General features: G+C 73.2%; 25 protein-coding genes. 13 read left to right on the top strand and 12 right to left on the bottom strand.

Going from position 1 to position 25,611, the window contains the following annotated elements:
• Positions 1 to 114 precede the first annotated feature (114 nt).
• Positions 115 to 486, top strand: a complete 372-nt coding sequence (locus tag B9L22_RS06015) for a hypothetical protein (RefSeq protein ID WP_086149546.1) — start codon at positions 115 to 117, stop codon at positions 484 to 486.
• 453 nt (positions 487 to 939) lie between these two features.
• Here B9L22_RS06015 and B9L22_RS06010 read toward each other — a convergent pair whose 3' ends face one another.
• Positions 940 to 1,374: a hypothetical protein gene (locus B9L22_RS06010; protein ID WP_143317094.1), complete on the bottom strand. Its 435-nt coding sequence runs from the start codon at positions 1,372 to 1,374 to the stop codon at positions 940 to 942.
• Positions 1,375 to 1,796: 422 nt separating this feature from the next.
• Here B9L22_RS06010 and B9L22_RS06005 point away from each other — a divergent pair, with 422 nt between their 5' ends.
• The 4 genes from B9L22_RS06005 (at position 1,797) to B9L22_RS05990 (ending at position 5,772) form a co-directional block, all read left to right on the top strand.
• On the top strand, positions 1,797 to 4,136 hold the full coding sequence (locus B9L22_RS06005) for an arylsulfatase (protein ID WP_086149544.1): 2,340 nt from the start codon (positions 1,797 to 1,799) through the stop codon (positions 4,134 to 4,136).
• 103 nt (positions 4,137 to 4,239) lie between these two features.
• The gene (locus B9L22_RS06000) at positions 4,240 to 4,716 is read left to right on the top strand and encodes a DUF6325 family protein (RefSeq protein WP_021480863.1); all 477 of its coding nucleotides are present in this window, start codon (positions 4,240 to 4,242) and stop codon (positions 4,714 to 4,716) included.
• A gap of 23 nt (positions 4,717 to 4,739) precedes the next feature.
• On the top strand, positions 4,740 to 5,051 hold the full coding sequence (locus B9L22_RS05995; protein WP_086149543.1) for an SHOCT domain-containing protein: 312 nt from the start codon (positions 4,740 to 4,742) through the stop codon (positions 5,049 to 5,051).
• Between the two features lie 52 nt (positions 5,052 to 5,103).
• Positions 5,104 to 5,772, top strand: coding sequence for a YrhK family protein (locus B9L22_RS05990; protein WP_043653552.1), 669 nt, complete (start codon positions 5,104 to 5,106; stop codon positions 5,770 to 5,772).
• Positions 5,773 to 5,804: 32 nt separating this feature from the next.
• On the opposite strand, the gene B9L22_RS05985 is transcribed toward B9L22_RS05990, so the two are convergent.
• The 6 genes from B9L22_RS05985 to B9L22_RS05960 all read right to left on the bottom strand — a co-directional run bounded on the left by B9L22_RS05985 (position 5,805) and on the right by B9L22_RS05960 (position 12,864).
• Positions 5,805 to 8,021: an exo-alpha-sialidase gene (locus B9L22_RS05985; protein WP_086149542.1), complete on the bottom strand. Its 2,217-nt coding sequence runs from the start codon at positions 8,019 to 8,021 to the stop codon at positions 5,805 to 5,807.
• A 220-nt stretch (positions 8,022 to 8,241) separates the two neighbouring features.
• Positions 8,242 to 8,913, bottom strand: coding sequence for a hypothetical protein (locus B9L22_RS05980; protein WP_076406800.1), 672 nt, complete (start codon positions 8,911 to 8,913; stop codon positions 8,242 to 8,244).
• Positions 8,914 to 9,183: 270 nt separating this feature from the next.
• The gene (gene nagB / locus B9L22_RS05975; RefSeq protein WP_086149541.1) at positions 9,184 to 9,966 is read right to left on the bottom strand and encodes a glucosamine-6-phosphate deaminase; all 783 of its coding nucleotides are present in this window, start codon (positions 9,964 to 9,966) and stop codon (positions 9,184 to 9,186) included.
• Positions 9,966 to 11,048: a Gfo/Idh/MocA family protein gene (locus B9L22_RS05970; RefSeq protein WP_086149540.1), complete on the bottom strand. Its 1,083-nt coding sequence runs from the start codon at positions 11,046 to 11,048 to the stop codon at positions 9,966 to 9,968. The genes nagB and B9L22_RS05970 overlap by 1 nt, the downstream gene beginning before the upstream one ends.
• Positions 11,045 to 12,112, bottom strand: a complete 1,068-nt coding sequence (locus tag B9L22_RS05965) for a Gfo/Idh/MocA family protein (RefSeq protein WP_086149539.1) — start codon at positions 12,110 to 12,112, stop codon at positions 11,045 to 11,047. Before B9L22_RS05965 ends, B9L22_RS05970 begins: the two co-directional genes overlap by 4 nt.
• Positions 12,109 to 12,864, bottom strand: coding sequence for a FadR/GntR family transcriptional regulator (locus B9L22_RS05960; protein ID WP_086149538.1), 756 nt, complete (start codon positions 12,862 to 12,864; stop codon positions 12,109 to 12,111). Before B9L22_RS05960 ends, B9L22_RS05965 begins: the two co-directional genes overlap by 4 nt.
• Before the next feature lie 100 nt (positions 12,865 to 12,964).
• Between B9L22_RS05960 and B9L22_RS05955 the strand changes: the two genes are divergently transcribed.
• The 7 genes from B9L22_RS05955 to B9L22_RS05925 all read left to right on the top strand — a co-directional run bounded on the left by B9L22_RS05955 (position 12,965) and on the right by B9L22_RS05925 (position 21,303).
• On the top strand, positions 12,965 to 14,569 hold the full coding sequence (locus B9L22_RS05955) for an ABC transporter substrate-binding protein (protein WP_086149537.1): 1,605 nt from the start codon (positions 12,965 to 12,967) through the stop codon (positions 14,567 to 14,569).
• A 132-nt stretch (positions 14,570 to 14,701) separates the two neighbouring features.
• Positions 14,702 to 15,658, top strand: coding sequence for an ABC transporter permease (locus B9L22_RS05950; protein ID WP_021481963.1), 957 nt, complete (start codon positions 14,702 to 14,704; stop codon positions 15,656 to 15,658).
• A 1-nt stretch (position 15,659) separates the two neighbouring features.
• The gene (locus tag B9L22_RS05945) at positions 15,660 to 17,759 is read left to right on the top strand and encodes a dipeptide/oligopeptide/nickel ABC transporter permease/ATP-binding protein (protein ID WP_086149536.1); all 2,100 of its coding nucleotides are present in this window, start codon (positions 15,660 to 15,662) and stop codon (positions 17,757 to 17,759) included.
• Positions 17,756 to 18,598: an ABC transporter ATP-binding protein gene (locus B9L22_RS05940; RefSeq protein ID WP_086149535.1), complete on the top strand. Its 843-nt coding sequence runs from the start codon at positions 17,756 to 17,758 to the stop codon at positions 18,596 to 18,598. The genes B9L22_RS05945 and B9L22_RS05940 overlap by 4 nt, the downstream gene beginning before the upstream one ends.
• Before the next feature lie 74 nt (positions 18,599 to 18,672).
• A complete protein-coding gene (locus B9L22_RS05935) occupies positions 18,673 to 19,596 on the top strand; it encodes a dihydrodipicolinate synthase family protein (protein WP_086149534.1) in 924 nt (307 codons plus the stop codon).
• The gene (locus B9L22_RS05930; protein ID WP_086149533.1) at positions 19,589 to 20,590 is read left to right on the top strand and encodes an ROK family protein; all 1,002 of its coding nucleotides are present in this window, start codon (positions 19,589 to 19,591) and stop codon (positions 20,588 to 20,590) included. Before B9L22_RS05935 ends, B9L22_RS05930 begins: the two co-directional genes overlap by 8 nt.
• Positions 20,587 to 21,303 carry an N-acetylmannosamine-6-phosphate 2-epimerase gene (locus B9L22_RS05925; RefSeq protein WP_086149532.1) on the top strand — a complete coding sequence of 239 codons (717 nt, stop codon included), beginning with the start codon at positions 20,587 to 20,589 and terminating at the stop codon, positions 21,301 to 21,303. Before B9L22_RS05930 ends, B9L22_RS05925 begins: the two co-directional genes overlap by 4 nt.
• A 172-nt stretch (positions 21,304 to 21,475) precedes the next feature.
• Here the strand turns inward: B9L22_RS05925 and B9L22_RS05920 are convergent, their stop codons facing one another.
• From B9L22_RS05920 to B9L22_RS05910, 3 genes are all read right to left on the bottom strand, one after another.
• Positions 21,476 to 21,844: a PDDEXK nuclease domain-containing protein gene (locus B9L22_RS05920; protein WP_076404009.1), complete on the bottom strand. Its 369-nt coding sequence runs from the start codon at positions 21,842 to 21,844 to the stop codon at positions 21,476 to 21,478.
• A 436-nt stretch (positions 21,845 to 22,280) separates the two neighbouring features.
• A complete protein-coding gene (locus B9L22_RS05915) occupies positions 22,281 to 22,652 on the bottom strand; it encodes a hypothetical protein (protein WP_086149531.1) in 372 nt (123 codons plus the stop codon).
• 100 nt (positions 22,653 to 22,752) lie between these two features.
• Positions 22,753 to 23,184: a hypothetical protein gene (locus tag B9L22_RS05910; protein ID WP_086149530.1), complete on the bottom strand. Its 432-nt coding sequence runs from the start codon at positions 23,182 to 23,184 to the stop codon at positions 22,753 to 22,755.
• A 277-nt stretch (positions 23,185 to 23,461) separates the two neighbouring features.
• Here B9L22_RS05910 and B9L22_RS19595 point away from each other — a divergent pair, with 277 nt between their 5' ends.
• On the top strand, positions 23,462 to 24,277 hold the full coding sequence (locus tag B9L22_RS19595) for a hypothetical protein (RefSeq protein ID WP_143317090.1): 816 nt from the start codon (positions 23,462 to 23,464) through the stop codon (positions 24,275 to 24,277).
• A gap of 290 nt (positions 24,278 to 24,567) precedes the next feature.
• Here B9L22_RS19595 and B9L22_RS05905 read toward each other — a convergent pair whose 3' ends face one another.
• On the bottom strand, positions 24,568 to 24,903 hold the full coding sequence (locus tag B9L22_RS05905; protein ID WP_143317088.1) for a bifunctional 2-polyprenyl-6-hydroxyphenol methylase/3-demethylubiquinol 3-O-methyltransferase UbiG: 336 nt from the start codon (positions 24,901 to 24,903) through the stop codon (positions 24,568 to 24,570).
• Between the two features lie 68 nt (positions 24,904 to 24,971).
• The gene (locus B9L22_RS05900) at positions 24,972 to 25,487 is read right to left on the bottom strand and encodes a DUF664 domain-containing protein (protein WP_021483452.1); all 516 of its coding nucleotides are present in this window, start codon (positions 25,485 to 25,487) and stop codon (positions 24,972 to 24,974) included.
• Positions 25,488 to 25,611 lie beyond the last annotated feature (124 nt).

Genomic DNA, 25,611 nt, shown 5'->3' with positions numbered 1-25,611 from the left:
GCGCGGCGTCCGGGGGCGGTGCCGGAGGGCCTGCGGCATCATCGGCAGTGCTCCTCGGCCCGCCCGGGGAGGCCGGGCCGCCCAGGCCGGGCAGGGTGTGAGGCGAGGGCGGTCATGAGAGCTCAGCGGTCCCGGGTCGCGGCGGTCGCCGCGGCGGGTGCGGTCCTGGTGTCGGTCGGGGGCTGCACGGCGGACGAGCCGAGCTTCTGCGACGCCGCCCGGTCCTACGCGGAGACCGTCAGGGCCAGCACGGCGTCGCTCACGCGCGAGGAGGCCGCGGACGCGTTCGCGCAGGACGCCGAGGCGATGCGCGAGGTCACCGCGCCCGACGCGCTCAGCGCGGACTGGGACCGCGTGACGACGACGGCCTCGGACGTCGCGGACGCCCTCGCCGACGGCGGCGACGGGACCGAGCTCCTGCTCGACGACGACTACCAGGACTCGTTCAGGGCCGTCACCGAGCACGTCGAGAACAGCTGTAGCTGAGACGGCTCTCGCGCGAAGGTCGGGAAGGGTGGTCGTGGCTCTGGGCTGACGCCAACGAGCGCCGCAGAGCCCGGGAGCGACGAGTCCCGACCGGCTCAGGGGGTGGCGGCAGAGGCGTCGTCGTGCCGTACCCCTGTCGCTCGGGGGAGCGGCGCGCGCACCGGTGAGGTCCTGCCCGAGCAGGCGCTCGACACCCCCACCACGCCGTAGGCCGACACCCGCGCGCCGATCCGTCCGAGACGACACCCGGCCTCTGCCCGACTCCTCAGGCATGGACGACGGACGAGCCTGGACGTGGGGCTTTCGCGCTGCGCGCCCGGCCGTCGAGCTGTTCGCGATCGCGACCGTCCTGCTCTGCGTCGCCTGGCTGGCTGATCGGGCGGCGGCAGGGCACGCGGAGACGCTCGGGCCCCACGGGTGGGTCGTCGACGGCCGGTCCGTGCTCGGAGGTGATCAGAGCGTCCAGCCCACCCGGGCTTCCATCGGGCCGCCGCACGCTTCCGACCCTCCGACGCGGACCCAGTCGACGGACTTCTCGGTCTCGGCGAGGACGGCTCCGGTCTCGTCGAGGGCGCGCAGCCCGACCGGGTTCGTCGGCAAGAAAAGACTGAAGGACCAGGTGGCGCCCTCCCGCGAGGTCGCGATGGCTGGCTCCTGTGCGTCGGGACCCGTCGGCAGCGGTGGTTGCCACACGTCGCCTCCGCCGTCGCGCACCTGAAGATGGTGCACCTCCTCGGTGTCGCCGGTCAGCACCACCTCGAGGAGATCGGCGTACCCGATCGCGGGGCAGACCTCGGCGCCGCCGGAGAGCCGCGAGACGAGGAGCGCCACGACGACCAGCGCCCCGACGACCACGAGGCTCGTCCCCGCCCAGACGGGCAGGCGCACGCGCCGAGGTCTCGTCGGCCGGTGCGCCCGGTCGACATCTTGCTCCTCCATGAGTGCCCCCCTCGTCGCGGGACCGGTCCCGGTACCGTGCACGTCGCGGAGGACGACCCTGGCCGCGCGACACCGAGGACCATCATGGCCGATCCGCCGCCCGGTCATGCGGTGCGCACCCGTCCCCGCAGGTCCGCGTCTCCTCGCGGAGGTCGGGTGCGGCGGCGTCGACCCCACCCGGTTCGCCCGTCGCGGGTGATGCCGCGCCTCGCTCGTCGTCCGTACGGTCGAGCCGATGCCCTCCGCCGCGCCGACCTCCTGCGCGCCGGTCGGCGACGACGTCGCACCCGCCCACCGCACCTCGGCAGGTCCGCACCCGGGGCGGGCCACGGCGTCGGTCCGCACGGCCCAGGACAGACGGGAGAGAGTGGATGAGCACCGAGCCCCGCCGGACGGTCGTCGGACCGCCCCTGCCCACGGAGCGGTCGTTGCCGTTCCCGCCCCGCCGCTCCGGCAGCGTCGCGGGCCGGACGATCCAGGAGTCGACGTACTCCCCGCGCCCGCCGGAGCGCCACCTGCCTCCGGACGCGCCGAACGTCGTCGTGATCCTCATCGACGACGCGGGGCCCGCGCTCCCGACGACGCTCGGGGGCGCCGTCCGCACCCCGACGCTCGACCGGGTGCGCGCGAACGGCATCGGGTACAACCGCTTCCACACGACCGCGATGTGCTCGCCGACGCGCGCGTCCCTGCTCACCGGTCGCAACCACCACCGCGTGGGCAACGGCCAGATCGCGGAGCTCGCGAACGACTGGGACGGCTACTCGGGGCACATCCCGAAGAGCAGCGCGACGATCGCGGAGGTGCTGCGCCAGTACGGGTACGCGACCGGCGCGTGGGGCAAGTGGCACAACACCCCGGCGGAGGAGACGACGACGGCCGGCCCGTTCGACCGCTGGCCCACCGGGTACGGGTTCGAGTACTTCTACGGCTTCCTCGCGGGCGAGGCGTCGCAGTACGAGCCGCACCTCGTGCGCAACACGACCCCGACCCTGCCGCCGAGGACCCCGGAGGAGGGGTACCACCTCAGCGAGGACATCGCCGACGACGCCATGCGGTGGCTGCGCGACCACAAGGCGAACGCGCCGGACAAGCCGTTCTTCGTCTACTGGGCCACCGGCGCGCTGCACGGGCCGCACCACGTCATGAAGGAGTGGGCGGACAAGTACGCCGGCGCGTTCGACGACGGGTGGGACGCCTACCGGGAGCGGGCCCTCGCGGGCGCGAAGGCGGCGGGCTGGGTGCCCGACGACGCGGAGCTCACCCCGCGCCCGGAGAGCCTCGCCGGCTGGGACGACATCCCCGACGACCAGAAGGCGTTCCAGGCACGGCTCATGGAGGTCGCCGCGGGGTTCGGCGAGCACGCGGACGTCCAGGCCGGGCGCCTGCTCGACGAGGTGGAGCGGCTCGGTTACGCGGACGACACGATCGTCGTCTACATCTGGGGCGACAACGGCTCGTCGGGGGAGGGGCAGAACGGGACGATCAGCGAGCTGCTCGCCCAGAACGGCATCCCCTCGACGGTCGAGCAGCACATCGCAGCCCTGGAGGAGCTCGGGGGCCTCGACGCGCTCGGCACCCCCGCGACGGACAACCAGTACCACGCCGCGTGGGCGTGGGCCGGGTCGTCGCCGTACCAGGGCATGAAGCTGCTCGCGTCCCACCTCGGCGGCACGCGGAACCCGATGTTCGTGAGCTGGCCCGGGCACATCGAGCCCGACCCCGTGCCGCGCACCCAGTTCCACCACGTCGTGGACCTGGTGCCGACGATCTACGAGATCCTCGGCATCTCCCACCCGGAGACGGTGAACGGCGTCCCGCAGGACCCGATCGACGGGACGAGCCTCGCGTACTCGATCGACGACGCCGGGGCCGAGGGCCGCCGTCGGACGCAGTACTTCGAGATCATGGGCAGCCGGTCGATCTACTCCGACGGCTGGATGGCGTCGGCGACCGGCCCGCGCCTGCCGTGGGTCCAGGGGATGTCGGCCGGAATCCAGACGTGGACCCCGGACCAGGACCGGTGGGAGCTCTACCACCTCGACGAGGACTGGAGCCAGGCGCACGACCTCGCCGCGGAGCACCCCGAGAAGCTCGCCGAGCTCAAGGAGCTCTTCGCGATCGAGGCGGCACGCAACGACGCGCTCCCGGTGGGCGGCGGGCTGTGGGTGCCGGTCATGCACCCCGAGGACCGGATCAGTCCCCCGTACACCGCGTGGGACCTCTCGGGGGACACCGTGCGCATCCCGGAGTTCTGCGCGCCGGCGCTGGGCAACCGCCCGAACCGGGTCGAGATCCGGCTCTCCGTCCCCGACGCCGCGAACGGCGTGCTCTACAAGCTCGGGGGCGCGGGCGGCGGGCTGACCTGCTTCCTGCTCGACGGCGTCCTCACCTACGAGTACAACCTGTTCCTCGTCCAGCGGACCGTGGTGCGGTCGGGCGCGCCGCTCACCGCGGGCGACCACACGGTCGAGATCGTCACGACGTACGCCGAGCCGCGGCCGGGTGGCCCGCTCGACGTCGTGCTGCGGCTCGACGGCGAGGAGGTCGGTTCCGGCACGGTGCCCGTCAGCGCGCCGCTGCTGTTCTCCGCGAACGACTGCCTCGACGTCGGGCGCGCGTACGGGGGCGCGGTGTCGCGCGCGTACGCGGACCGGATGCCGTTCGCGCTCGACGGGCGCATCGACGGCGTGCACGTCGCGTACCTGTGACGCGACTTCACACTTCCCGGGTGAGGACGCGGACGGCGCCCGGGGGCGAGCCTGGGGGTCGAGCCCGTGCGCCGCGCGGGACGGACGCGGGGAGGACGCCACGATGACGCAGGAACTCAGCGACGGGCCCGGTGACGGGCTCGACGACCTCCGGGAGAGCGGGCCCGTCGACTTCCTCGTCGTCGAGCTCCCGACGGACCGCGCGACGGGCGACGCCGCGTTCCCCTACCTCGTCGACCTCGTGGACCGCGGCATCATCCGCGTGCTCGACCTGGTGGTCGTGCGCCGCGAGGACGACGGCGGCGTGACGGCCGTCGGGCTCGAGGAGCTCGACGACGGGTCGACGGAGCTCGCGGTGTTCGAGGGCGCGCGGTCGGGGCTGCTCGACGACGACGACCTCGCGCAGGCGGTGGACGCCGTCGAGCCCGGCATGACGGCCGTCGTGCTGGTGTACGAGAACGTGTGGGCGGCGCCCTTCGCGACCGCGCTGCGTCGCAACGGTGCCCAGCTCGTCGCGAGCGGGCGCATCCCGGTCCAGGCGCTCATCGCGTCGCTGGACGCCACCGAGCCGGTCGGCTGACCGGCGCCAGGAAGGAGACCACCGTGCCAGGACTGCTCCGCGGCGTGGCCCGTACCGCCGTCGTCGCCGGGACGGCGACCGCCGTCTCGAACCGTGTCTCGCGCCGCCAGGCGGGCCGCTGGGCCGCCCAGGAGTCCGCGCAGGAGCCGCAGTACGCGGCCCCGCCGCAGCAGCCGCAGTACGCGGCCCCGCCGCCGCAGTACGCCGCGCCGGCACCCGCCCCGGCGGCCACGGACGCGCGCATCGAGCAGCTCACGCAGCTCGCCGCGCTCCGCGACCAGGGCGTGCTCACCCCGGCCGAGTTCGAGGCCCAGAAGGCCCGCATCCTCGCCTGACACGGCCGGTCCGCCGGCGCGCGGGCCGGCCCGGCACGGCGGAAGGACGAGCATGACCCGCACCCGCACCGCCGACCCGGGGCGTCGCCTGCGGCGCGAGGCGTGGGGGTTCGCGGCGGGGTCGCTGTGCTTCCTCGTCGGCGCGCTCCCGCCGTACGCGGGCGCGGTGGGCGCCGTGGCGACCGGGGTGACGTTCGTCGTCGGCTCGGTGTTCTTCACGGCCGCGGCGTTCGTCCAGCTCGGCCTGAGCGGGCGCCGCCCGCCCCGCACGGGCACGCCGCCCGCCGACCGCTGGGACTGGTGGTCCGCGGCCGTGCAGCTCGTCGGGACGCTGTGCTTCAACGTGAGCACGACGGCGGCCCTCGTCGCGGCCGTGAAGGCCCCGACCGCGCTGTGGGTGGGGTGGAGGCCGGACGCCTACGGCTCGGTCGCGTTCCTCGTGTCGTCGGCGCTCGCGGTCCTCGCGACGCGCGACCGGGGCCACCTGTGGGACACCGACGCGCGCACGTGGCACGGCACGTGGCTGAACATGATCGGCTCCGTCGCCTTCGCGGCGTCCGCCGTCGGGGCGTACGTCGACCCGTCCACGGGCACGTACCTGAGCGCGTGGTGGGACGACGCCGGGACGCTCCTCGGCGCCGTCTGCTTCCTCGCCGCCGCGCTGCTCTCGCGCCGGTCGGCCGGTGCCCCCGCCCGCACCGACGCCGTCCCGGCCGGGTGACGCCCGCGTCACCCGGCCGGGCGCTCCCGGTGTCAGGAGCAGTCGGTCGCCGCGTAGTCGGCGTCCACGGCCGCCGTGGTCGTCCCGGCGCTCGCGCTCCCGGCGTCGACCGACGCCGCGCGGACCGCGAACGACTGGTACGCCGCCCGGCCCGGCTGGACGTCCGCCACCGTGCGCTCGCCGTAGGGCGTGCGCAGCGTGACGTCGGCGGGCTCGTCGCCGGTGTTGCGCGCCGTGACCGCGACGTACGCGCCGCCGGCGAGGCAGCGGCTCGTCGCCTGGACCGCGAGCGCGGCCGGGGCGGCGGCGAGCTCGACCGTCGGACCGTCGAGCTCGACGACCGTCACGCTCGACCCGGAGGTCGAGGTCCACGTCGTGGCGGGCGTGAACGACCCGCGGTCGAGGTCGGCCTGCGTGACGACGTGGTGCGCGAACGTGCACGCGTACGACCCCTCGGCCGGGAGGTTCCGGTACCGGCAGTTCTGCGCGGCGTTCGCGGGGTCGAGCCCGGCGAGGTTGCCCGTGGGCACCACCTGGGTCGCGGCCGTCGAGAGGTTGCGCACGTCGAACGTGAAGCTCAGGCGGTCGCCCACGGCGTACGACTGCTGCGGGTTCGCGTGCGTCCCGCGCACGCTGATGTTCCCGGGCGCGCCGAAGTACACGCCCGGACCCTCGTGCTCGACGGTGGTGACGGTCGTGCCGGACGTCGACGTCCACGTGGTGCGCGGGGCGAAGAAGCCCGCGTCGAGGTCGGCCTGCGTGATCGTGTGCCGGGCGGACGTGCACGTGTACGCCGCGCGCGCCCCGAGGTTGCGGTAGCGGCAGTTCGGCGCGCCCTGCGCGGGGTCGAACCGCTCGAGGTTCCCCGTCGGCGAGACGGTCGTCACGGCGTCGGACAGGTTGGTCACCGTGAACGAGTAGGTGACGACGTCGCCGACCTTCCAGCCGCCGGCCGGCGTCGCGCTCGTGACGCTCGCCGCGGTGACCTCGACCTCGCCCGGCGTGCTGCTCGGAGCCGCGAGGAGCCAGTCGTGGTCGAGCTTGGCGAACCGGATGCCGCCACCGCCACCGCCGGGCTCGTAGAGCAGGCCGACGGTCCCGTCCGCGAGCGTGGCGAGCGTCGAGTACGCCATGCCGCCCGGCTGGAAGACGCGCGCGACGGGCCACGTCTCGCCGTCGTCGTAGCTGACGCGGACGGTGCCGTTGACGCGCCCGGTCTGCGACGCGGCGTTCGAGAAGAGGAGCACCTTCGCCTCGGCCGACCCCTGCGGCGCGTTCGGGTACGCGCGCACGATCGACGCGTTGTTGGTCGGGTCGGGCAGCTCGGTGTCGAGGGTGACCGGCCCGTACGTCACGCCGCCGTCGGTCGAGTACGCGACCTTGCGGTACTTCGACCCGGCGGAGTCGCGCGAGTTGAGCATGACGCGCCCGTCCGAGAGCTCGACGGTCTTGTTCTCGTCCATGCCCGTGCCGACAGGCTGCCCGACCTGCCACGTCGCGCCGTGGTCGTCGGAGTAGACGGACACGGCCTGGAACTGGCCGGAGCCGTTGATGATCGTGTACTGCTGCACGAGCCGGCCCGCGTGGGGGCCGTAGCGGAGCTGGATGCCCTGGCCCGACGCGGCGAAGCGCGAGCGCCACCCGAGGTCCGCGGTGACGTCGGCGGTGATGGTGCGGTGGGTCCACGTGCGGCCGTCGTCCGTGGAGGCGGAGACGTTGGCGTGGATGACGTCGCGCGCGGTCGGGTCGACGCCCGGCCGGGAGCCGCCGAAGCCCTGGTCGTAGGACTTCACGTGGAAGTTGAAGATCGTCCCCGTCTCCCGGTCGACGACGTAGCTCGGGTCGGAGTAGCCCTCGATCGGCGCGGTGGTCTTCCCGGCGGCGACGACCTCCTGCGGCCCCCACGTGACGCCGTCGTCGGTGGAGCGGCGCTGGAGGATCGAGTTCGGCCCGGGGGAGTCGGCCGCGGTGGGGCGGCCGTCGTACGAGGCGAGGACGTCGCCGTTGGGCGCCACGGTGAGCGCGGGGATGCGGTAGTTGGGGAAGCCGCCCTGGCCGTTCGTCGCGAGCTGCTGCTCGGTGTACGAGCCCGGTCCGCCGGTGGCGGGCGCGAGGTCGAAGTCGGGGGCGAGGGTCGTGTGGTGGGCCGACGCCGTCGTGGCGGGGGCGACGACGCCGCCCACCGCGAGCGCGAGCGCCGCGGCGACGGTCACCGCGCGGTGCGCGGGTCTGCGGAGGTGTCCGATCATGCCGTTCCTTCCGGTCGGTGCTCGGCGCGGGCGGACGGTCACGGGGGAACGCGGCGACGCTGCCGAGAACGCTTGGACAGATGATGTCAGATGTCTGACGTCAGGAAGGTAGCCCGGCGGGTCGGCAGGGTCAAGGGCGGCGCGCGGACAGCGCGACGCCCGCCGGCCGCGCGGGGTGCGCGGCCGACGGGCGTCGGTGGGGTCGGAGCTCTCCGGCGGCTCAGCCGCGGCGGGTCCGGCGGGACGCGATCACGACGGCGGTGCCCGCGGCGGCGAGCACCGCGGCGATCCCGGCGTACAGCGCCGCGCTCACGCCGGTCTCCGCGAGGCCCGGGTTCGCCGCGGAGGCGCTGACCGTGCTCGAGACGGGGACGACGCCGGCCGGGTCGCCCAGCCCGGGCGGGTTCGTCGCGCAGTCGGGGGACGCCGGCGGGTAGACGGTCGTCACGACGACGTGGGGGTTGACCTCGAAGCGGACGTCGACGGAGGGGCGTACCCAGTCGTACTCGTCGCCCTCGACCCACCGGCCGTCCTCGAGGCGCCAGCCGGGCCAGTCGACCCCGCGGCCGGAGTCGTCGACGACCGCGCCGGGCCACAGGAGGCGGCCCGAGAGCGGGAGCCCGCTCTGCACGACGCTCTCGCCGTCGGGGTTGATCCACGTGACCGTCGCGGTGTCGTGGTCCGTGCCCTCCACCTCGATCGCGTAGTCGAGGTACGCGGCGTCGCTCTCGCACACGGGCGCGAGGGTCGTCAGGCGCATCGAGGGCTCGGTCGGCACGTAGGTGTCGCCCTCCGCCGCGTGGGCCGGCCCCGCGAGGAGCGCGGCGGTGGCAGCGAGGGCGGCGGCGGCGGTGGCCCGCCCGGCGGCGCGGCGCCCGGTCGAGGTGCTCATGGTGGTTCCCGTCGGGTCGTGGTCGGTCGGGTCTCGGCGGTCGTCGTCCACGGGCGCCGCCGTACCCCCGCGGACCAGCGGGACCGGGGCAGCAGGGGCACGGGCGTGTCGGACACGATGAGGCGGCACCGCCGTCGTCGCCGATGCCCGCACCTGCAGGGGGCTGTGGTGCGGGCATCGGCTGGGCCTCAACCTAGACACCCAACTGGACGGGCGTCCAGTTCTCGAGCGGGTGAAGTCCGGGCGGTGTCGAGCCGCCCGGGCGGCGGGCTAGAGACCCTGCCAGTCGGGCTTGGACGCGTACGTCTGGCGGTAGTAGTCGCCGAGCTGCAGGCGCGAGGCCGCCGCGTCGTCGACCAGGACCGTGGCGTGCGGGTGCATCTGCATGATCGTCGCGGGCCACATCGCGCTGATCGGACCCTCCACGAGCTGGTGCACCGCCTCCGCCTTGCCCTTGCCCGTGGCCAGCAGCACCAGGTGCCGCGCCGACATGATCGTCGCCAGACCCTGCGTCAGACAGTGCCGCGGCACCCGCTCCACGTCGTCACCGAAGAACCGCGCGTTGTCCTCGCGCGTCTGCGCCGTCAACGTCTTGATCCGCGTCCGCGACGCCAGGCTCGACCCCGGCTCGTTGAACGCGATGTGCCCGTCCGTCCCGATCCCCAGGATCTGCAGGTCCACACCCCCCGCCCCCGCGATCGACTCCTCGTACGCCGCGCACGCCGCCACCAGGTCCTGCGCGTTGCCGTCCGGACCCTGCACCGCACCCGGGGCGAAGTCCACCCGCGAGGCGATCTCCGTCTCGATCACGTTGCGGTACCGCTCCGGATGATCGACCGGCAACCCCACGTACTCGTCCAGCATGAACGCCCGCACCCCCGCGAACGACAACCCCTCCTGCACATGACGCCGCACCAGCTCGTCGTACACCTTCAACGGCGACGACCCCGTCGCCAACCCCAGCACCGCGCCCGGACCCGACCGCACCACCGCCTCCACGGCATCCGCAGCCAGCACCGCCAACCGCTCCGCCGGAGCGATCACGACCTCCATCAGACCCTCGCCTCCTCGGGCACCGTCCGGTGCTCCACCGCGACCACGTCGCCCGTCTCGACCGAGCGGTACGCCGCGTCGATCACGGCGAGCGACGCGCGCGCCTCCTCGATCCCGTAGTCCGGCCGTCCGCCGGCCAGCACCGCCCCGACCACGTGCCGCAGGTACGCCGCCGCGGCGACCTGGCCCGCGTCGGCGGCGATCGTCGTCCGCCCGTCCGCGCCGAACCGCGCGACGGCCGGGGCGTCGTCGTCCGCGACGGCGTGGCCGTGCGACCCGAGCAGCCGCACCGACGACGTGGTGGGCGTCCCGCCGGGCGCGAACGGGACGCGCCCGAGGGTGATCGTCGCGGTCACGCCGCGCTCCAGCTCGAGCGTGACGACCGCCGTGTCCTCGACCCCGGCCTGGCGGTGCGGCTCCAGGAACAGCGACCCCGCGAACGCGTGCACCTCGACGGTGCGCAGCCCGGTGAGGTGGTGCGCCGCGTCGGCGCAGTAGCCGAGGAAGTTCAGCAGCTCGCCACCCCCGGAGAGCGCGCGGTCGACGACGAGGCCCGGGCGCTCGACCGACGTCGCGAAGTGGGCGCCGGACGCGAGGAACTCGAGGTCCAGGTGGCGCGGCAGGCCCACGTGGCCGGCGTCGACCCACGCGCGCAGGCGGCGCAGCGCGGGCGCGTGCGTGCGGTTCACGACGGCGCACGTCCGCCCCGTGCGGGCGGCGACGGCGACGAGGTGGTCGGCGTCGGCGAGGGTCGTCGCGACGGGCTTGTCGACGAGCACGTCGAGGCCCGCCTCCAGCAGCGCCGCCGCCAGGCGCGCGTGCCGGGTCGGCTCGGCGCACACGACGACGAGGTCGACCGCGCTGCCCAGGGCCTCCGCGACCGCGGCCACGTCGGCGACCTCGGCGTACGGCACCCCGGCGCGCTCGGCGACGGCGCGCGAGTCGTCGCGCACCCAGCCGGGCGCGTCCGCCTCCTCGACGACGCCGACGATCTCGACGCGGTCGTCGGCGGCGAGGATGCGCAGGTAGTCGGCCGCGTGGCGCACGGCCGACGCGAACGCGACGCGCAGGACGGCGCTCACGCGGCCACCCCCGTGGTCGCGTAGCCGGGGACGTCGGCGACGCGCTCGCGCCGCCCGGAGACGAGCGAGCGCTGCGCGGCGAGCGCGGTCGCGAGCGCGGCCCGCACCTGCGGCGTCGTGACGACGGGCGTCGCGTCGCCGCGCACCACGTCGAGCCAGTGCGCGAGCTGGATCCCCAGCGCGCCCTCGACGGAGACGGGCGGGGCGGTCGTGGCGTCGGAGTGCAGGCCGTCCTCCTCGGTGGTCGAGTGCGCGAGCGTGCCCTCCGTCCCCACGAGCACGACCCGGCGCACGAGCTCGCCGCGGCGGCGCAGCGCGTAGCAGAGCTCGAGCGTCGCGAGCGCGCCCGACGCCGTGCGGAGCTGCACGTGGAACGAGTCGGGCGACTCCATGTCGGGCGAGAACGTGCGGAAGCCGCGCGCGAAGACCTCGACCGGCTCGTCGTCGAGCAGCCACGTCGCGGCGTCCATGATGTGGGTGCCGTTGTGCACGGGGTGCCCGCCGGAGAGCTCCGGATCGAGCTGCCAGCCGCGCCACCCGGCGGGCCACGCGTGTCCCGTGTACCAGGAGATGTGCGCGAGCCGCGGGGTGCCGATCTCGCCCCGGCGGGCCGCGGCGGCGAGCGCCGTCACGGCGGGCTGGAAGCGCACGGTCTGCCCGACGACGAGCGTCGTGCCCCGCCCCTCGGTCGCCGCGACCATCGCGTCGAGCTCGGGCAGCGACAGCGCCGCCGGCTTCTCGACCTGGACGTGCTTGCCGGCCTCGCCCGCGGCGATCGTGTCGCGCGCGTGCGTGGGTGTCGCGGTGACGACGTCCACGGCGTGCACGGCGTCGTCCGCGAGCGCCTCGTCGAGGGCCGTGGTCGCCCGGGCACCGGGGACGAGCGCCGCGAGGGCGCGGGTGCGCTCCAGGTCGTGCCCGACGACCCAGCGCACGTCCGCGCCGTCGAGCGCCGCGAGGGCCGTGAGGTGCTCGCGGGCGAACGCCCCGATGCCCACGACGGCGATCCCGACGGGGCGGCGGCTCGACGGTCGCCCGGCCGGGGGGAGGTGCTGGGGTCTCACGCGGTCGTCACCCCGAGGGCCCGGTCGATCGGCTGGTAGTGCGAGGCGACGGCGGCACGGAACGCGTCGACGTCGCCGGCCTCGGCGGCGTCGAGCATCGCGCCGTGCGCGCGGGCGGTCTGGTCGAGGTCGGCGGCGACGGAGAGCCCGAGCTTGGGGATCACGGCGGTGTGCACGTCCCAGAACGCGGCGACGAGCTGTCCGACGAGCGAGTTGTCGAGCCGCGCGAGCAGGCCGGTGTGGAAGGCCCGGTCCTGGGTGGGGAACGACTGGCCCTGCGACGCCGCGGCGACCATCTCGTCGACGAGGGCGTGCAGCTCGGGGTTCGACGTCCCGGTGAGGCTCGCGACGATGCGCTCGGCCATGGCGAGGTCGAGGGCCTGGCGCACCTCGACGACGTCCCGCAGCGCCCGCAGGTCGTCGCCGGGAGAGAGGACGCCGCGGAAGACGAGCGCCTCGACGAGCGCGTCGAGCGACATGCTGCCGACGAACGTGCCGTGCCCGTGGCGGACCTCGACGATGTCGAGGGTCGACAGGGTGCGGATCGCCTCGCGCACGCTCGACCGGGAGACGCCGAGGTGCTCGCACAGCTCGGCCTCGGTGGGGAGCGGGTCCCCGGGCCGCAGCCCCTCACCGAGGATGAAGTCCTTGATCCGGTCGGCGGTGGTGGTCCGCCGCGGTGCGGTCGCACCGGTGCTGCCGGCTCTGGAGGCGTCGAGCGTCGCGAAGCTCCTCCGCCGTGGTGTCGCCATCTTGACCCCTTCGGTTTCTGGTCCTAGTGTCATGCTACACAACGTCAGACATCAGACATCTTCTCTCCGGAAGAGTGTCGGTCTCATGTCAGGAGAACCAATGAAGCTTCACGTCAGCTCACCTCCCCGTCGCCGGGGAGTCGCTGCGGTCGCCGCGGGCGTCGTGCTCGCGCTCGGCCTCGCGGCGTGCTCGGGTGGCGACGCCGCGCAGGACGACCCGACCGAGGGCACCGCCGCCCAGGGCGAGATCGACCAGGACGCCGTGATCGAGGCGGGCATCTCGTACTCCCTCTCCGGTGGGTTCGACCCGATGATCACCACCGGTGCCGTGACAGTAGCCGCGAACTGGCACGTGTTCGAGGGACTCACCGAGCTCGACCCCGCGACGCGCGAGGTCTACGCGGCGCTCGGCACCGACCTCCCGGCGCAGGTCGACGACACCCACTACGAGGTGGACATCCGCGAGGGCGCGGTCTTCCACGACGGCACGCCCGTCACCGTCGACGACGTCGTCTTCAGCTTCGAGCGCGTGCTCGACCCGGCGAGCGAGTCGCTCTACGCCGGCTTCATCGACTTCATCGAGTCCGTCACCCCCGTCGACGACGACACGGTCTCGATCAACCTCAAGTACCCGTTCAGCCTCGTCCCCGAGCGTCTCTCGGTCGTCAAGGTCGTCCCGAAGGCGCTCGTCGAGTCCGACTACGAGGCGTTCAACGCCCTGCCCGTCGGCACCGGCCCGTTCAAGATGACCCAGGCGACGCCCGACGACAAGATCACGTTCGAGCGCTTCGACGACTACAACGGCCGTCGCCCCGCGCTCGCCGCCGGCCTCGTGTGGAACCTGCTGTCCGACCCCGCGGCGCGCGTCACCGCGATGAGCTCCGGCACGGTCAGCGCGATCGAGGACGTCCCCTACATCGACGTCCCGACGCTCGAGGGCGCCGTGGACGTCGAGTCGGTCCAGTCGTTCGGCACGCTCTTCATGATGTTCAACACCGACCTGCCCCCGTTCGACGACGTCCGCGTGCGCCAGGCGTTCTTCTACGCGCTCGACATGGACAAGATCATCGACAACGGGCTCCTCGGCAACGGTGCCGCGGCGACGAGCTTCCTGCCGCAGAGCCACCCGAACTACCACGAGGCGTCGACCGTCTACTCGTACGACCCGGAGAAGGCGAAGTCGCTGCTCGCCGAGGCCGGCGTGAGCGACCTGTCCATCACGCTCCTCACCACCGACACCGGCTGGGTCGCGGACATCGCGCCGCTCATCAAGGAGAACCTCGACGCGATCGGCGTCGACACGACGCTCGACATCGGCCAGTCCGGCGGCCAGTACACCAAGGTCGACAACGGCGACCTGCAGGTCATGGTGGCGCCCGGCGACCCGTCCGTCTTCGGCAACGACCCCGACCTGCTCATGCGCTGGTGGTACGGCGACAACGTGTGGTCGCAGTCGCGCTACCGCTGGAACGACGACCCGAAGTTCGCCGAGCTCCAGTCGATCCTCGACGCCGCGGTCCGCACGTCGGGCGACGAGCAGCAGGAGCTGTGGGACCAGGCGTTCGACCTGATCTCCACCGAGGTGCCGCTCTACCCGCTGCTGCACCGCAAGCTGCCGACCGCGTGGGACGGCGACACGCTCTCCGGCTTCAAGCCGCTGCCCATCACGGGCCTGTCGTTCCTCGACGCCGGCCTCGTCAAGTAGCCGCGGGCGCGTAGCCCTCGGCGCCGACCGACCCCGGGCCCCTCGCCCGCCCCGGCGAGGGGCCCGGTACCCGCCCGGCACCCAGAACGGACAGACCATGCACCGCACCCCCGACGCACCAGGAGGTCGACCATGAGCGCGCTGCTGCGACTCGTCGGACGCCGCCTCCTGCAGCTGCCGATCATGATCCTCGGCATCACGTTCCTCGTGTTCCTCGTGATGTCGTTCTCGCAGGTCGACCCCGCGATCCAGGCCCTCGGCGAGGGCGCCTCGGTCGAGGCGCGCGAGGCGTACCGCGAGGCCAACGGGCTCAACGACCCGCTCCTCGTCCGGTACGTCGCGTTCCTCGGCGGCCTCCTGCACGGGGACCTCGGCACGTTCAGCGCCCGCCAGGTGCCCGTCGCCGACGAGGTCGCGCGCGCCCTGCCGATCACCCTGCAGCTCACGCTCATGGGCCTCGTCATCGCCGTCGTGGCCGCGCTCGTCATGGGCATCCTCGCCGCGCTCTACCGCGACCGCTGGCCCGACAAGGCGATCCGCGTCGTGTCCGTCGCGTCCCTCGCGACGCCGTCGTTCTGGCTCGCGGTGCTGCTCATCCAGGTCGTCACGCTGAGCGCCGGGTGGCTGCCCGCGAGCGGGCCCCTGCCCGACCCGTCCGAGGACCTCGGCGGCTACCTCGCGCGCATGACGCTGCCCGCGCTCGCGCTCGCGATCCCCGTCGTCGGCCAGCTCACGCGCGTCGTGCGCACGTCCGTCGTCGAGGAGCTCGACAAGGACTACGTCCGCACCGCGATCGGCGCGGGCATCCCGCGCCACGTCGTCGTGGGGCGCAACGTGCTGCGCAACGCGCTCATCACCCCGATCACGGTCCTCGGCCTGCGCGTCGGCTACCTCATCGGCGGCGCCGTCGTCATCGAGATCATCTTCGCGCTGCCCGGCATGGGCACGCTCATCCTCAACGGCGTCACCAACAACGAGCCCAACCTCGTGCAGGGCGTGACCCTCACCGTGGCGCTCGCCTTCGTGCTCATCAACATCGTGGTCGACATGCTCTACGTGCTCGTCAACCCGCGGATCAGGACGGTGTGACGTGCGCCGACAGCTCACCGAACGACTCTCGACCCCCGGGCTGCGCCTGCGCGCGCTGCCCCTCGGGTCCAAGATCTCCCTCGCGTTCGTGCTCCTCGTGGCGCTCGCGGCCGTCTTCGCGCCGCTCGTCGCGAGCCACGACCCGCTCGCCACCGGCACGCCCGTCCAGCCCCCGAGCGCGGAGAGCTGGTTCGGCACCGACCGGCAGGGCCGCGACATCTTCTCCCGCGTCGTCTACGGCGCGCGGTACTCGCTCGTCATCGGCCTCGGTGCCACCGCCATCGCGCTCGCCGCGGCCGCCGTGCTCGGCGCCGTCGCCGCGACGGCCCGCAAGAGCGTCTCCGAGACCCTCATGCGCGTGCTCGACATCATCATGTCGTTCCCCGGCATCGCGCTGGCCGCCGTGTTCGTCTCGGTCTTCGGCCGCTCGCTGCCCGTGCTCGTGCTGACGATCGCGTTCCTCTACACGCCGCAGCTCACGCGCGTCGTGCGGGCCAACATCCTCGACCAGTACGGCGAGGACTACGTCGCCGCGACCCGCGTCATGGGCGCGCGCACGGCCTGGATCCTCGCCAAGCACGTCGCCCGCAACTGCGCGGCGCCCGTGCTCGTGTTCACCACCGTGCTCGTGGCCGACGCGATCGTCTTCGAGGCGTCGCTGTCCTTCATCCAGGCGGGCGTCCCCGACCCGGAGCCCTCGTGGGGCAACATCATCGCCGCCGGCCGCGACCTCGTCATGGGCGGCTACTGGTGGGCGACGTTCTTCCCCGGCCTGGCCATCATGCTCACCGTCCTGTGCCTCAACATCCTCTCCGAGGGCATGACGGACGCCATGGTCGCGGCCCCGCGGGCGACGCGCGCCACCCCGGCGAAGGCCGTCGCGACCGACTCCGACGACGCGGCCGTCGCCGCCGAGCTCACCGCGATGGACGCGGACGAGCCGGTCGAGACGGCGGACGAGGCGCGCCTCGCCGAGTCCGAGCCGGTCGTGCCGGACGTCGAGCCGGACGTCCCGCACGTCGGGCGCGCCGTGCCCCTCGCCTCGCGCCTCGCCACGCTGCGCGCGGCCGAGTCGGCCCGCACCGACCGGCCCGTGTACGGCGGCGACGCCGAGCCCCTGCTCGAGGTGCGCAACCTGTCCATCCGCTTCCCGCGCCACGGGGACGTCGCGGTCGTCGACGACGTCTCCTTCTCGGTCCGCCCCGGCGAGACGATGGCGCTGGTCGGCGAGTCCGGCTGCGGCAAGTCGATCACCTCGCTCGCCGTGATGGGCCTGCTGGACCCCTCCGCGCAGATCAGCGGCGAGATCCGGTACGGCGGCAAGGACCTGCTCGCGATGGGCAACCGCGAGCGCGCGGCGCTGCGCGGCACCGAGATCGCGATGATCTACCAGGACGCGCTGAGCTCGCTCAACCCGTCGATGCTCGTCCGTGCGCAGATGAAGCAGCTCACGCGCCGCGGCGGGACCCGCACGGCCGAGGAGCTCCTCGAGCTCGTGGGCCTCGACCCGGAGCGCACGCTCAAGAGCTACCCGCACGAGCTCTCCGGCGGGCAGCGCCAGCGCGTGCTCATCGCCATGGCCCTCACGCGCGACCCGAAGCTGGTCATCGCGGACGAGCCGACGACGGCGCTCGACGTCACCGTCCAGGCCCAGGTCGTCGCGCTGCTCGACGAGCTGCGCGTCAAGCTCGGCTTCGCGATGGTGTTCGTCAGCCACGACCTCGCGCTCGTCGCGCAGATCGCGCACCGCATCACGGTCATGTACGCGGGGCAGGTCGTCGAGCAGGCGCCGACGAGCGAGCTGCTCACCGACCCCCGCCACGAGTACACGCAGGGCCTGCTCGGCGCGGTGCTCTCGATCGAGCAGCGCTCCACGCGCCTGCACCAGATCCCCGGCACGGTCCCGTCGCCGCGCGACTTCCCGACGGGCGACCGGTTCGCGCCGCGCTCGTCGCGCCCCGACCGCGGCCTCGACGTGCGGCCCGTGCTGCGCGCCGTGGACGCGGACGGGCAGCACCTCGTCGCGATGCCGCCGGACGAGCCGGTCGGCGCCGTCGCGGGCGGTGGCCCCGCCCCGATCACCACCGGAGGGACGCGATGAGCGCCACCGACCAGACCCCGACCACCGCGGAGCGGGGGTCCGCGACCGACCGCGACACCCCCGTCGTCGAGCTGCGCGGCGTGCACGTCGTCTTCAAGGCCCGCACGGGCACGCTCTTCAAGGCCAACCGGGTGCACGCGGTGAACGACGTCAGCGTCGCGGTCCGCCGCGGCAGCACGCTCGGGATCGTCGGCGAGTCCGGCTCGGGCAAGTCGACCATGGCGAAGGTGCTCGTCGGGCTGCAGGCGCCGACGTCCGGAGAGATCCGCTTCCGCGGGCGGCCGGTCGACAAGTACACGACGCGCGTGCGGCGCGACGTCGGGCGGGTCGTGTCCGTCGTCTTCCAGGACCCGGCCACCGCGCTCAACGCGCGCATGCGCGTGCGGGACGCCCTGCGCGACCCGCTCGACGTGCACCGCGTCGGCGACGCCGCGTCGCGCGAGGCGCGCGTGCGCGAGCTCGTGCACCTCGTCGGGCTGCCCGAGTCGGCGCTCGACGCGCTGCCCGGCCAGCTCTCCGGCGGGCAGCGCCAGCGCGTCGCCATCGCGCGCGCCCTCGCGCTCTCGCCGGACGTGATCGTCGCCGACGAGCCCACGTCCGCGCTCGACGTGTCCGTGCGGGCCCAGATCCTCAACCTGCTCGCCGACCTCAAGGCGGAGCTCGACCTGGGGATGGTCTTCATCTCGCACGACATCCAGACGGTGCGCCACGTCTCCGACGAGATCGTCGTCATGCAGGGCGGCCGCATCGTCGAGTCCGGCCCCGCCGCGCGCGTGCTCGACGACCCGCAGGACGACTACACCCGCACCCTCCTCGGCGCGGCGCCCGCGCTCCTGTGAGCGCCGCCGCGCCCCGCCCGACGCCGGGCACCACCCCGACCACCACACCGCTGAACCCAGAACCGGAGCTCCTCGTGACCACCCCCTTCCGCGGGATCGTCCCGCCCGTCCTCACCCCGCTCACGACCGAGGGCGAGGTCGACGTCGCGTCCCTCGAGCGTCTCGTGGACCACCTCGTCACCGAGGGCGTGCACGGCCTGTTCGTGCTCGGGTCGACCGGCGAGGTCGCCTACCTCACCGACGCGCAGCGCGACGTCGTCGTGCGGACCGTCGTGCGCACGGCCGCGGGCCGCGTGCCCGTCATGGGCGGCGCCATCGACCTGACGACGGCACGCGTCGTCGAGCAGGCGAAGGCGCTCGTGGGGGGCGGGGTGGACGCGGTCGTCGCGACCGCCCCCGTCTACGCGCTCAACGACCTCGACGAGATCGAGCGCCACCTGCGCGCCGTCGCCGCCGCCGTCGACGTGCCGCTCTTCGCGTACGACATCCCCGTGCGCGTGCGGACGAAGCTGCCCGCGGACTTGCTCGTCCGGCTCGGCACCGAGGGCGTCCTCGCGGGCGTCAAGGACTCGTCGGGCGACGACGTCGGCTTCCGCCGCCTCGTCGCCGCCAACGCGGCGGCCGGCTCGCCCCTCGCGCTCTTCACGGGGCACGAGGTCGTGGTCGACGGGATGCTGCTGCTCGGCGCCGACGGCGTCGTGCCGGGCCTCGCGAACGTCGACGCGGGCGGCTACGTGCGCCTGTGGGACCTCGCCCAGGCCGGGAAGTGGGACGATGCCCGGGTGGAGCAGGACCGTATCGCCGCGCTGTTCGAGATCGTGTTCCAGGCACGCGGCCGCTCGGGCGACGCCGCGGGCGTCGGGGCGTTCAAGGTGGCCGCGCAGCGCCAGGGGCTCATCGCGACGGAGACCCTCGCGTTCCCCGTCGAGCCGCTCGCGGACGACGTCGCCGCGCGGGTCGAGGAGATCACGCGCGCCGCGGGGCTCCTGCGTGGCTGACGCCTCCCCGGTCGCCGCGGCGCCGACGGTCGTCGTCGGCGTCGACCTCGGCGGCACCAAGACGGCCGCTGCGACCGTCGCGGCCGACGGGACCCTCGGTCCCGTGCTCGCCGTGCCGACCCCGGCCGCGGGCGGCCCCGACGCGGTGCTCGACGCCGTCGCCGGGGTCGTGCGCGAGGTCGTCGCCGCGCTGCCGGGCGCGGCGCGCCTGCGCGCGCTCGGGGTCGGCACGGCCGGGGTGGTGGACGTCGGTCGCGGCGTGATCGTCTCCGCGACCGACACCCTGCCCGGCTGGCCCGGGACCGACGTCGCGGGCGGCCTGCGCCGTCGGCTCGCCGACCTCGCGGCGGACGCCGACCTGCCCGTGTTCGTCGAGAACGACGTCGACGCGCACGCCGCCGGCGAGGTGTGGCGCGGCGCCGCCGCGGGCGCGCGCAGCGCGCTGCTCGTCGCCGTCGGGACCGGCGTGGGGGGCGCCGTCGTGCTCGACGGGCGTCCCCTGCGCGGCGCCCACCACGTCGCGGGCGAGCTGGGGCACGTCCCCGTCCCCGGCGCCGAGCTCCTGCGCTGCCCGTGCGGACGCACCGGCCACCTGGAGGCCATCGGGGCGGGCCCGGCCGTCCACCGCCGCTACCTCGCGCTCGGTGGGGACGCGACCAGCCCCGACACGCGCGACGTCGTCGCCCGGGCCGACGCGGGCGACGAGCTCGCGGCCTCGGTCGTGCGCGACGCCGCCCGCGCCGTGGGCCGCGCCGTCGCCGGGGTCGTCACCGTGCTCGACCCGGAGGTGGTCGTCGTGGGCGGCGGCATGGCCGGCGCGGGCGACCTGTGGTGGTCCGCGCTCGAGGACGCGCTGCGTGCGGAGGTCGTCGACGTGCTCGCCGACCTCCCGCTGCGCCCCGCTGCGCTCGGGAACGTCGCGGCGGTCGTCGGCGCGGCGCGCGGCGCGTGGAACCTGCTCGACGACCGCACGACCGACGGAGGAGCGCGATGAGCGCGGAGCAGCACGACCGGACCCCCTGGACGCGCGAGCGCGTCCTCGACGCGATGCGCGGACGCCTCACGGTGTCCTGCCAGGCCTACCCCGGCGAGCCCCTGCGCGACCCGCGCACCACGGCGCAGATGGCGCGCGCCGTCGTCGCCGGGGGCGCGGCCGCCGTCCGCGTGCAGGGTCTGGACGACGTCGCGGCCGTCGTCGCGGCGGTCGACGTGCCCGTCGTCGGGCTGTGGAAGGACGGCGACGGCGGGGTCTTCATCACCCCGACCCTCCGGCACGCCGTCGCGGTCGCGGACGCGGGCGCGCACGTCGTCGCGCTCGACGGCACGCGCCGGCCCCGCCCCGACGGACTCACGCTCGCCGAGACCGTCGCACGCCTGCGCGAGTCGACCGACGCGCTCGTCATGGCGGACTGCGGGTCGCTCGACGACGCGCTCGCCGCCCAGGACGCGGGCGTCGACCTGCTCGGCACGACCCTCTCCGGCTACACCGGCGAGCGGCCCCGGACCGACGGCCCCGACCTCGCGCTCGTCGACGAGATGGTCGCGGCCTGCGCCCTCCCGGTCGTCGTCGAGGGTCGTGTGCACACCCCCGCCCAGGCCGCCGAGGCGATGGCGCGCGGCGCGTTCGCCGTGTGCGTGGGCACCGCGATCACCCACCCCACGACTCTGACGTCCTGGTTCGTCGACGCGGTGGCGCCGTCTGCCTGACGCGGTGCTGCGCCGAGGCGCTCGGTGAGGAGGGGCTTCACAGCGGCAACGAGCACGCTCGCTCGGACCGGTGGCTGCTCCTCGAACGCCGCACCCTGTGGCCCGGCACGAGCCGAGACGGCTGGTTCACGCCGCTGCAGAGGATCGGGGACGCGATGGACGCCGTCGCGACCTACCTCGGCGACACCGAGAACCTGCGTGACGTCTGGTGTGCGGGCTCGTCGCCGAGGTCGTGCTCGAGGATCGCAGTGAGCTCGTCGGCCCGGGGAAGTGCAGCTTGCTCGTCGGGAGGCAGGCTGTCGTAGGTGTAGTTGGCCACGGCGAGTGGTGCGGGTGCGCCGGCGAGGGCGTGGCGGACGATGGCTTCGTTGGGGCCGGCGACGAGGAGGATGCCGACGGTGTGGGCGTGGCGATCGGGTTTGCGCAGTCGGTCGTCGACGAGGGCGACGTAGGTGCCGAGCCGGCCGACGTGTCCTGAGTCGAACTCGCCGACCTTGAGCTCGACGACGACGTAGCGCAGCTGGTCGACGTGGAAGATCAAGGCATCGAAACGACCAGACGATGATTCCTCCTTCGCTGGCGATCAAGGGGGCGCGACGGAGGCACGGCACGCTTTCGAGCGGCAAGGAGAGTTGGGCCACACCTGGAGGGGATCGCGGTCAGCGACGATCAGCCCCCAGTTGCCGACGTCCGCGGTGCCGGATCGTCCCGCACCGCGGCCTCGGCCGGTGAGAAGCCAAGCCTTGACGCCATCGAAGACCACTCGGTCTCTAGTCGGGTGCCGTTCGCCGGGTCGGCGGGCCATAGACCGATCCGCACCAGAGGGGGAGACGCTTCCTCAGTTCCGGCGATGCTGAGCGAGATCCACTCGAGCCCGTCGGCGTCTCCTCGAGCCGCCACCTCGTAGAGCAAGGCCCCAATCGCATCGGCGTGCGCGGGGGCGCTGCAGGTGACTCCGGCGACTGCCGATTCGAATCTCAGAGAAGCGGAACTGCATCGCGAGAGGCCAGACCCGCCCGTGACGCTCTGCAGAGATCCAGCGTGAGGGTGGTCAGGTCGTCCCTGGACACGTCGTCACGGACCACGACATCCAGAGGAACGCTGACCGTGCTTTCCAGGAAGTCGCGGCGAATGCGCTCTGGACCTGAGACGCTCTCGACTCCTGGCCAGCTCGCAGCCCGGTCGACGAGCGACGCCACGCGCAGCTCGTCAGCCTCCGTCACCCCACGAGCGGTCCGCACCGCGTCCTCAGCCACCGGGGTCGCATGATGCGCGACACCGGAGAGCACAACCCCTATCAAGCTGGCGGCCGCGGCGGTCAAGACCAGGAGGGACAGGCCGGGGATCACGACGCTACGCAGACGGCTCGCGTTCCCGTTGCCGCTTCGACTCCGCACGTCTTGACGCTACCCGCGTCTCGTGAAGGCGCTATGGCCCTGCGTGCTCGGATCAGTGGACGTCTCTGGGCATTGGTCTTGCATCATCCGCCGGTGAACATCGTGATCGCCAGCGGTGCACCGAGGTCGTCGCACGCGTCGCCGAGGTCGCCTTGGACGTCGTTCCACTCGGGGGAGCCACACCGGTCGACTCCCCAAACGCTCCGGACGTCACCGGCGCGATCTCCTTCAGCTCACCGATCGCCGTCTGCACCGCGCTGTCCCCTGCGGAGGGCAAGCGATCGAGTACGCGGGTCGCCAGCCGGTACCAGCCGTCACGCTCCTGCGCCTCCGTGCGGCCTTCGGCGAGGGCGAGATCGGCGTTCTCCGCGATCGTCATCACGTCGCCGTAGGCGGTGCAGATCGCGGCATCGTCCAGCGCGTCGACCTCTGGCGGGTCGACTGGGGAGGGCTGCTGAGCTGCGATGTCCTCGGCCAGGTTCACCCGGTTGCCGCTTCGTCGGTTCGGTGGGAGTCCATTGGTCAGGCGAAGAACATGCACAAGCGAATCCACGCCCACTTCAGAAAGCGTGGATCGCTCAAAGAGAAGGGATACACTGTCCAGAGTATCGCATCAGTTCGAACGCACAGTATTGGCAAGGGGTACGCGATGGATGCGGTTGAGGATGCGTTGATTCGAATTCGGCATCGCGCCCTCGGCGGGTTCTTTAAAAAGGGCGGTCGGCTGTTGAATAGTGGGTTCCAAATTGCGAGGTGACGCAATGAGATTTCCCGTATTTGAATTTCATGCTGGTGGCATCCATGGTCCATACCGGACCGCTGAGATCTACGGGCAGCCGTCGGGCGAGGACATAAGCGAACTGAGTCGCGCGGGCGTGGATGGCCTCATAGTCCTCCCCGAACGCCAGTCGCGTGGAGTTCTTGAATTGGGCGCGCTCGAGCGCCTGAAGTTGCGGTTCTTGCAGGTGCAGACCCGCCGACTTATCGGACCACTCCCGGAGGGTCTGCTTTCAAGTCTCGAGGTTCTTTGGTTGGATGGACGCCTCGCGGAACCCGTGGTCTCGTCCAGTATCGAGCGAATCGCCTCTCTCTCAATCCCCGCCTCCTCGATCGTCGGCCACCTTTCTGCTCTTCGCCGTATTGAGTTCCTAGGGCTCGAAGCGATCGCGACAAGCGGCCGGCTTGACCTGGCGAAAATTCCGAGCCTTCGCCGACTGCGACTTGATTTCAAGAAGTCGGTCGGCGGGGTCGTCCCTGAACTTGGCCTGGATGGGAGTGAAGGTATCGGAGAGGTTGACATTGAGGGTGCGGCGGCGGCGTCGTTTGATTGCTTTCGATCGCTCCATGGCTTGCGCCGACTAAGCGTCCAGCCTCCTCGTGCGCAGTGGTCAGAAAGGACTGTCAGTCTGGCGCCCCTTGCCGAGTGCAGGAAGTTGGAGGAGTTGCTCGTTGCCGACTGTGGCCAGATTGTGGATGCGGAGGTTCTAGGGTCGCTACCGGCCCTTCAACGTGTCACCGCCCATCGAGGAGCATTCAGTCGTTGGCCAGGGAAGCAGGAATGGCTCGTTGAGGTCTAGCTCTCAAATGTTCCTGTGCTGTCGAACCGCAGTTCGCGTCACCAGGGTTTTTCGCACGTGTTCGAGCCCCTGGGCCCGATCGAGCGCCTGGCGGAGCGTGACGTCAGGCGGGCGCTGACGGACCGGCTGCAGTGATCTGCGGCAACACGGCAAGGGCCGGGAGAACCCGGCGGCAGGCACGAGAGGGCGACTGGCGCGCTGACCTGCACAGACGCGGACTTTGCCGTGGGGTGCGAGATCGTGCATCTGATGCAACGTGCACTAGTTCAGTGCCCATAACCTCCCATATGTCACGCGCCGCTGTTCAACGGCTCTCTGAGAATCTGGTCGAACGCGGCTCGTCCGAGCTCGGCGTCCTCGGCCCGTGCGACAACCACCTCCGCCGTCGGGTGACGGGCCGCGAGCACGGCGGCGAGCTGCGTGCCCGGTTCGACGGCGACCACGTCGACCCCCGCTGCGAGCAGCGGCCCGGTCGCCTCACCGGTGCCCGCGCCGAGGTCGACCGCTCGCCGGCCCGGCGCGACCAGGCCCGTCCGACGCACCCGCTCCCACAGCTCGGCCGGATACGGCGGACGAGCGGACCCGTAGGAGTCCGCCAGCGCGTCGAAGTGCATCGGATTCCCCATCGTCCGACCCGACGACCGCAGATCCTGGCGCTCGGCGGTCGCGCCACGCCCCGTGATCCGGCGCCGCGTCAGGCGCGCCCGGTGCGCTCGAGCACTCCTCGGAGATAGGCGGCCTGGCCCGCGTGCTCGAGGGCGTCCACCGCGACGCTCACGAGCCGGACGCCCAGCGTCACGGGCGGGTCCCACGCCTCGTCGACGACCCGGTCGAGGTCGTCGGCGGTGAGGGACGCGAGCACGTCGCGGGACTCGACCTGGACCGCGTGGACGTAGCCGAGCAGCAGGTCGTCGCGCGCGCGGACGCGCGCGACGTCGTCGGCCGACTGCCCGTATCCGGTCGCGCCGTCGTCGAACGGCAGGTCGAACCGGCGGGCCCACCCGTCGCGCGTCCACACCTGGTCCCGCCCGACGGCGCCCGCGACCTGGGCGTCCTGCCCGCGCGCGAGGTGCCACGCGAGCCACGCGATCGTGTTGGCGCCCGGGTCGACGCGCGCGGTGAGCGCGTCCTCGCCGAGGCCGTCGACCGCGCGCGTCGCGGTCGGCCCGATCCTCCCGAACAGGTCCTCCAGCACGGTGATCGCGTCCACGGTCCTCCCTCTCCTCGGGTGCCCGGCGGTTCGTCGCCTCTGGCAGCGTCTCCGGACCGCGGGACGCTCGCGACCGGAGCGGCCTCACGCGAGGACGCGCGGCGGCGTGGACGCGTGAAGGTCC

It is taken from the genome of Cellulosimicrobium sp. KWT-B, from assembly GCF_002127155.1.
GTDB classification, from domain to species: domain Bacteria; phylum Actinomycetota; class Actinomycetes; order Actinomycetales; family Cellulomonadaceae; genus Cellulosimicrobium; species Cellulosimicrobium funkei.
Note: the sequence above shows the minus strand (reverse complement) of the source record. Positions and strands in the feature narration are given on the sequence as shown.

Bases quoted from the DNA above. Each gene is read 5' to 3' on its own strand.
- B9L22_RS06015 (WP_086149546.1), top strand. From the start codon at position 115: ATGAGAGCTCAGCGGTCCCGGGTCGCGGCGGTCGCCGCGGCGGGTGCG.
- B9L22_RS06005 (WP_086149544.1), top strand. From the start codon at position 1,797: ATGAGCACCGAGCCCCGCCGGACGGTCGTCGGACCGCCCCTGCCCACG.
- B9L22_RS06000 (WP_021480863.1), top strand. From the start codon at position 4,240: ATGACGCAGGAACTCAGCGACGGGCCCGGTGACGGGCTCGACGACCTC.
- B9L22_RS05990 (WP_043653552.1), top strand. From the start codon at position 5,104: ATGACCCGCACCCGCACCGCCGACCCGGGGCGTCGCCTGCGGCGCGAG.
- B9L22_RS05985 (WP_086149542.1), bottom strand. From the start codon at position 8,021: ATGATCGGACACCTCCGCAGACCCGCGCACCGCGCGGTGACCGTCGCC.
- B9L22_RS05980 (WP_076406800.1), bottom strand. From the start codon at position 8,913: ATGAGCACCTCGACCGGGCGCCGCGCCGCCGGGCGGGCCACCGCCGCC.
- nagB (WP_086149541.1), bottom strand. From the start codon at position 9,966: ATGGAGGTCGTGATCGCTCCGGCGGAGCGGTTGGCGGTGCTGGCTGCG.
- B9L22_RS05960 (WP_086149538.1), bottom strand. From the start codon at position 12,864: ATGGCGACACCACGGCGGAGGAGCTTCGCGACGCTCGACGCCTCCAGA.
- B9L22_RS05955 (WP_086149537.1), top strand. From the start codon at position 12,965: ATGAAGCTTCACGTCAGCTCACCTCCCCGTCGCCGGGGAGTCGCTGCG.
- B9L22_RS05950 (WP_021481963.1), top strand. From the start codon at position 14,702: ATGAGCGCGCTGCTGCGACTCGTCGGACGCCGCCTCCTGCAGCTGCCG.
- B9L22_RS05940 (WP_086149535.1), top strand. From the start codon at position 17,756: ATGAGCGCCACCGACCAGACCCCGACCACCGCGGAGCGGGGGTCCGCG.
- B9L22_RS05925 (WP_086149532.1), top strand. From the start codon at position 20,587: ATGAGCGCGGAGCAGCACGACCGGACCCCCTGGACGCGCGAGCGCGTC.
- B9L22_RS19595 (WP_143317090.1), top strand. From the start codon at position 23,462: ATGAGATTTCCCGTATTTGAATTTCATGCTGGTGGCATCCATGGTCCA.
- B9L22_RS05905 (WP_143317088.1), bottom strand. From the start codon at position 24,903: ATGGGGAATCCGATGCACTTCGACGCGCTGGCGGACTCCTACGGGTCC.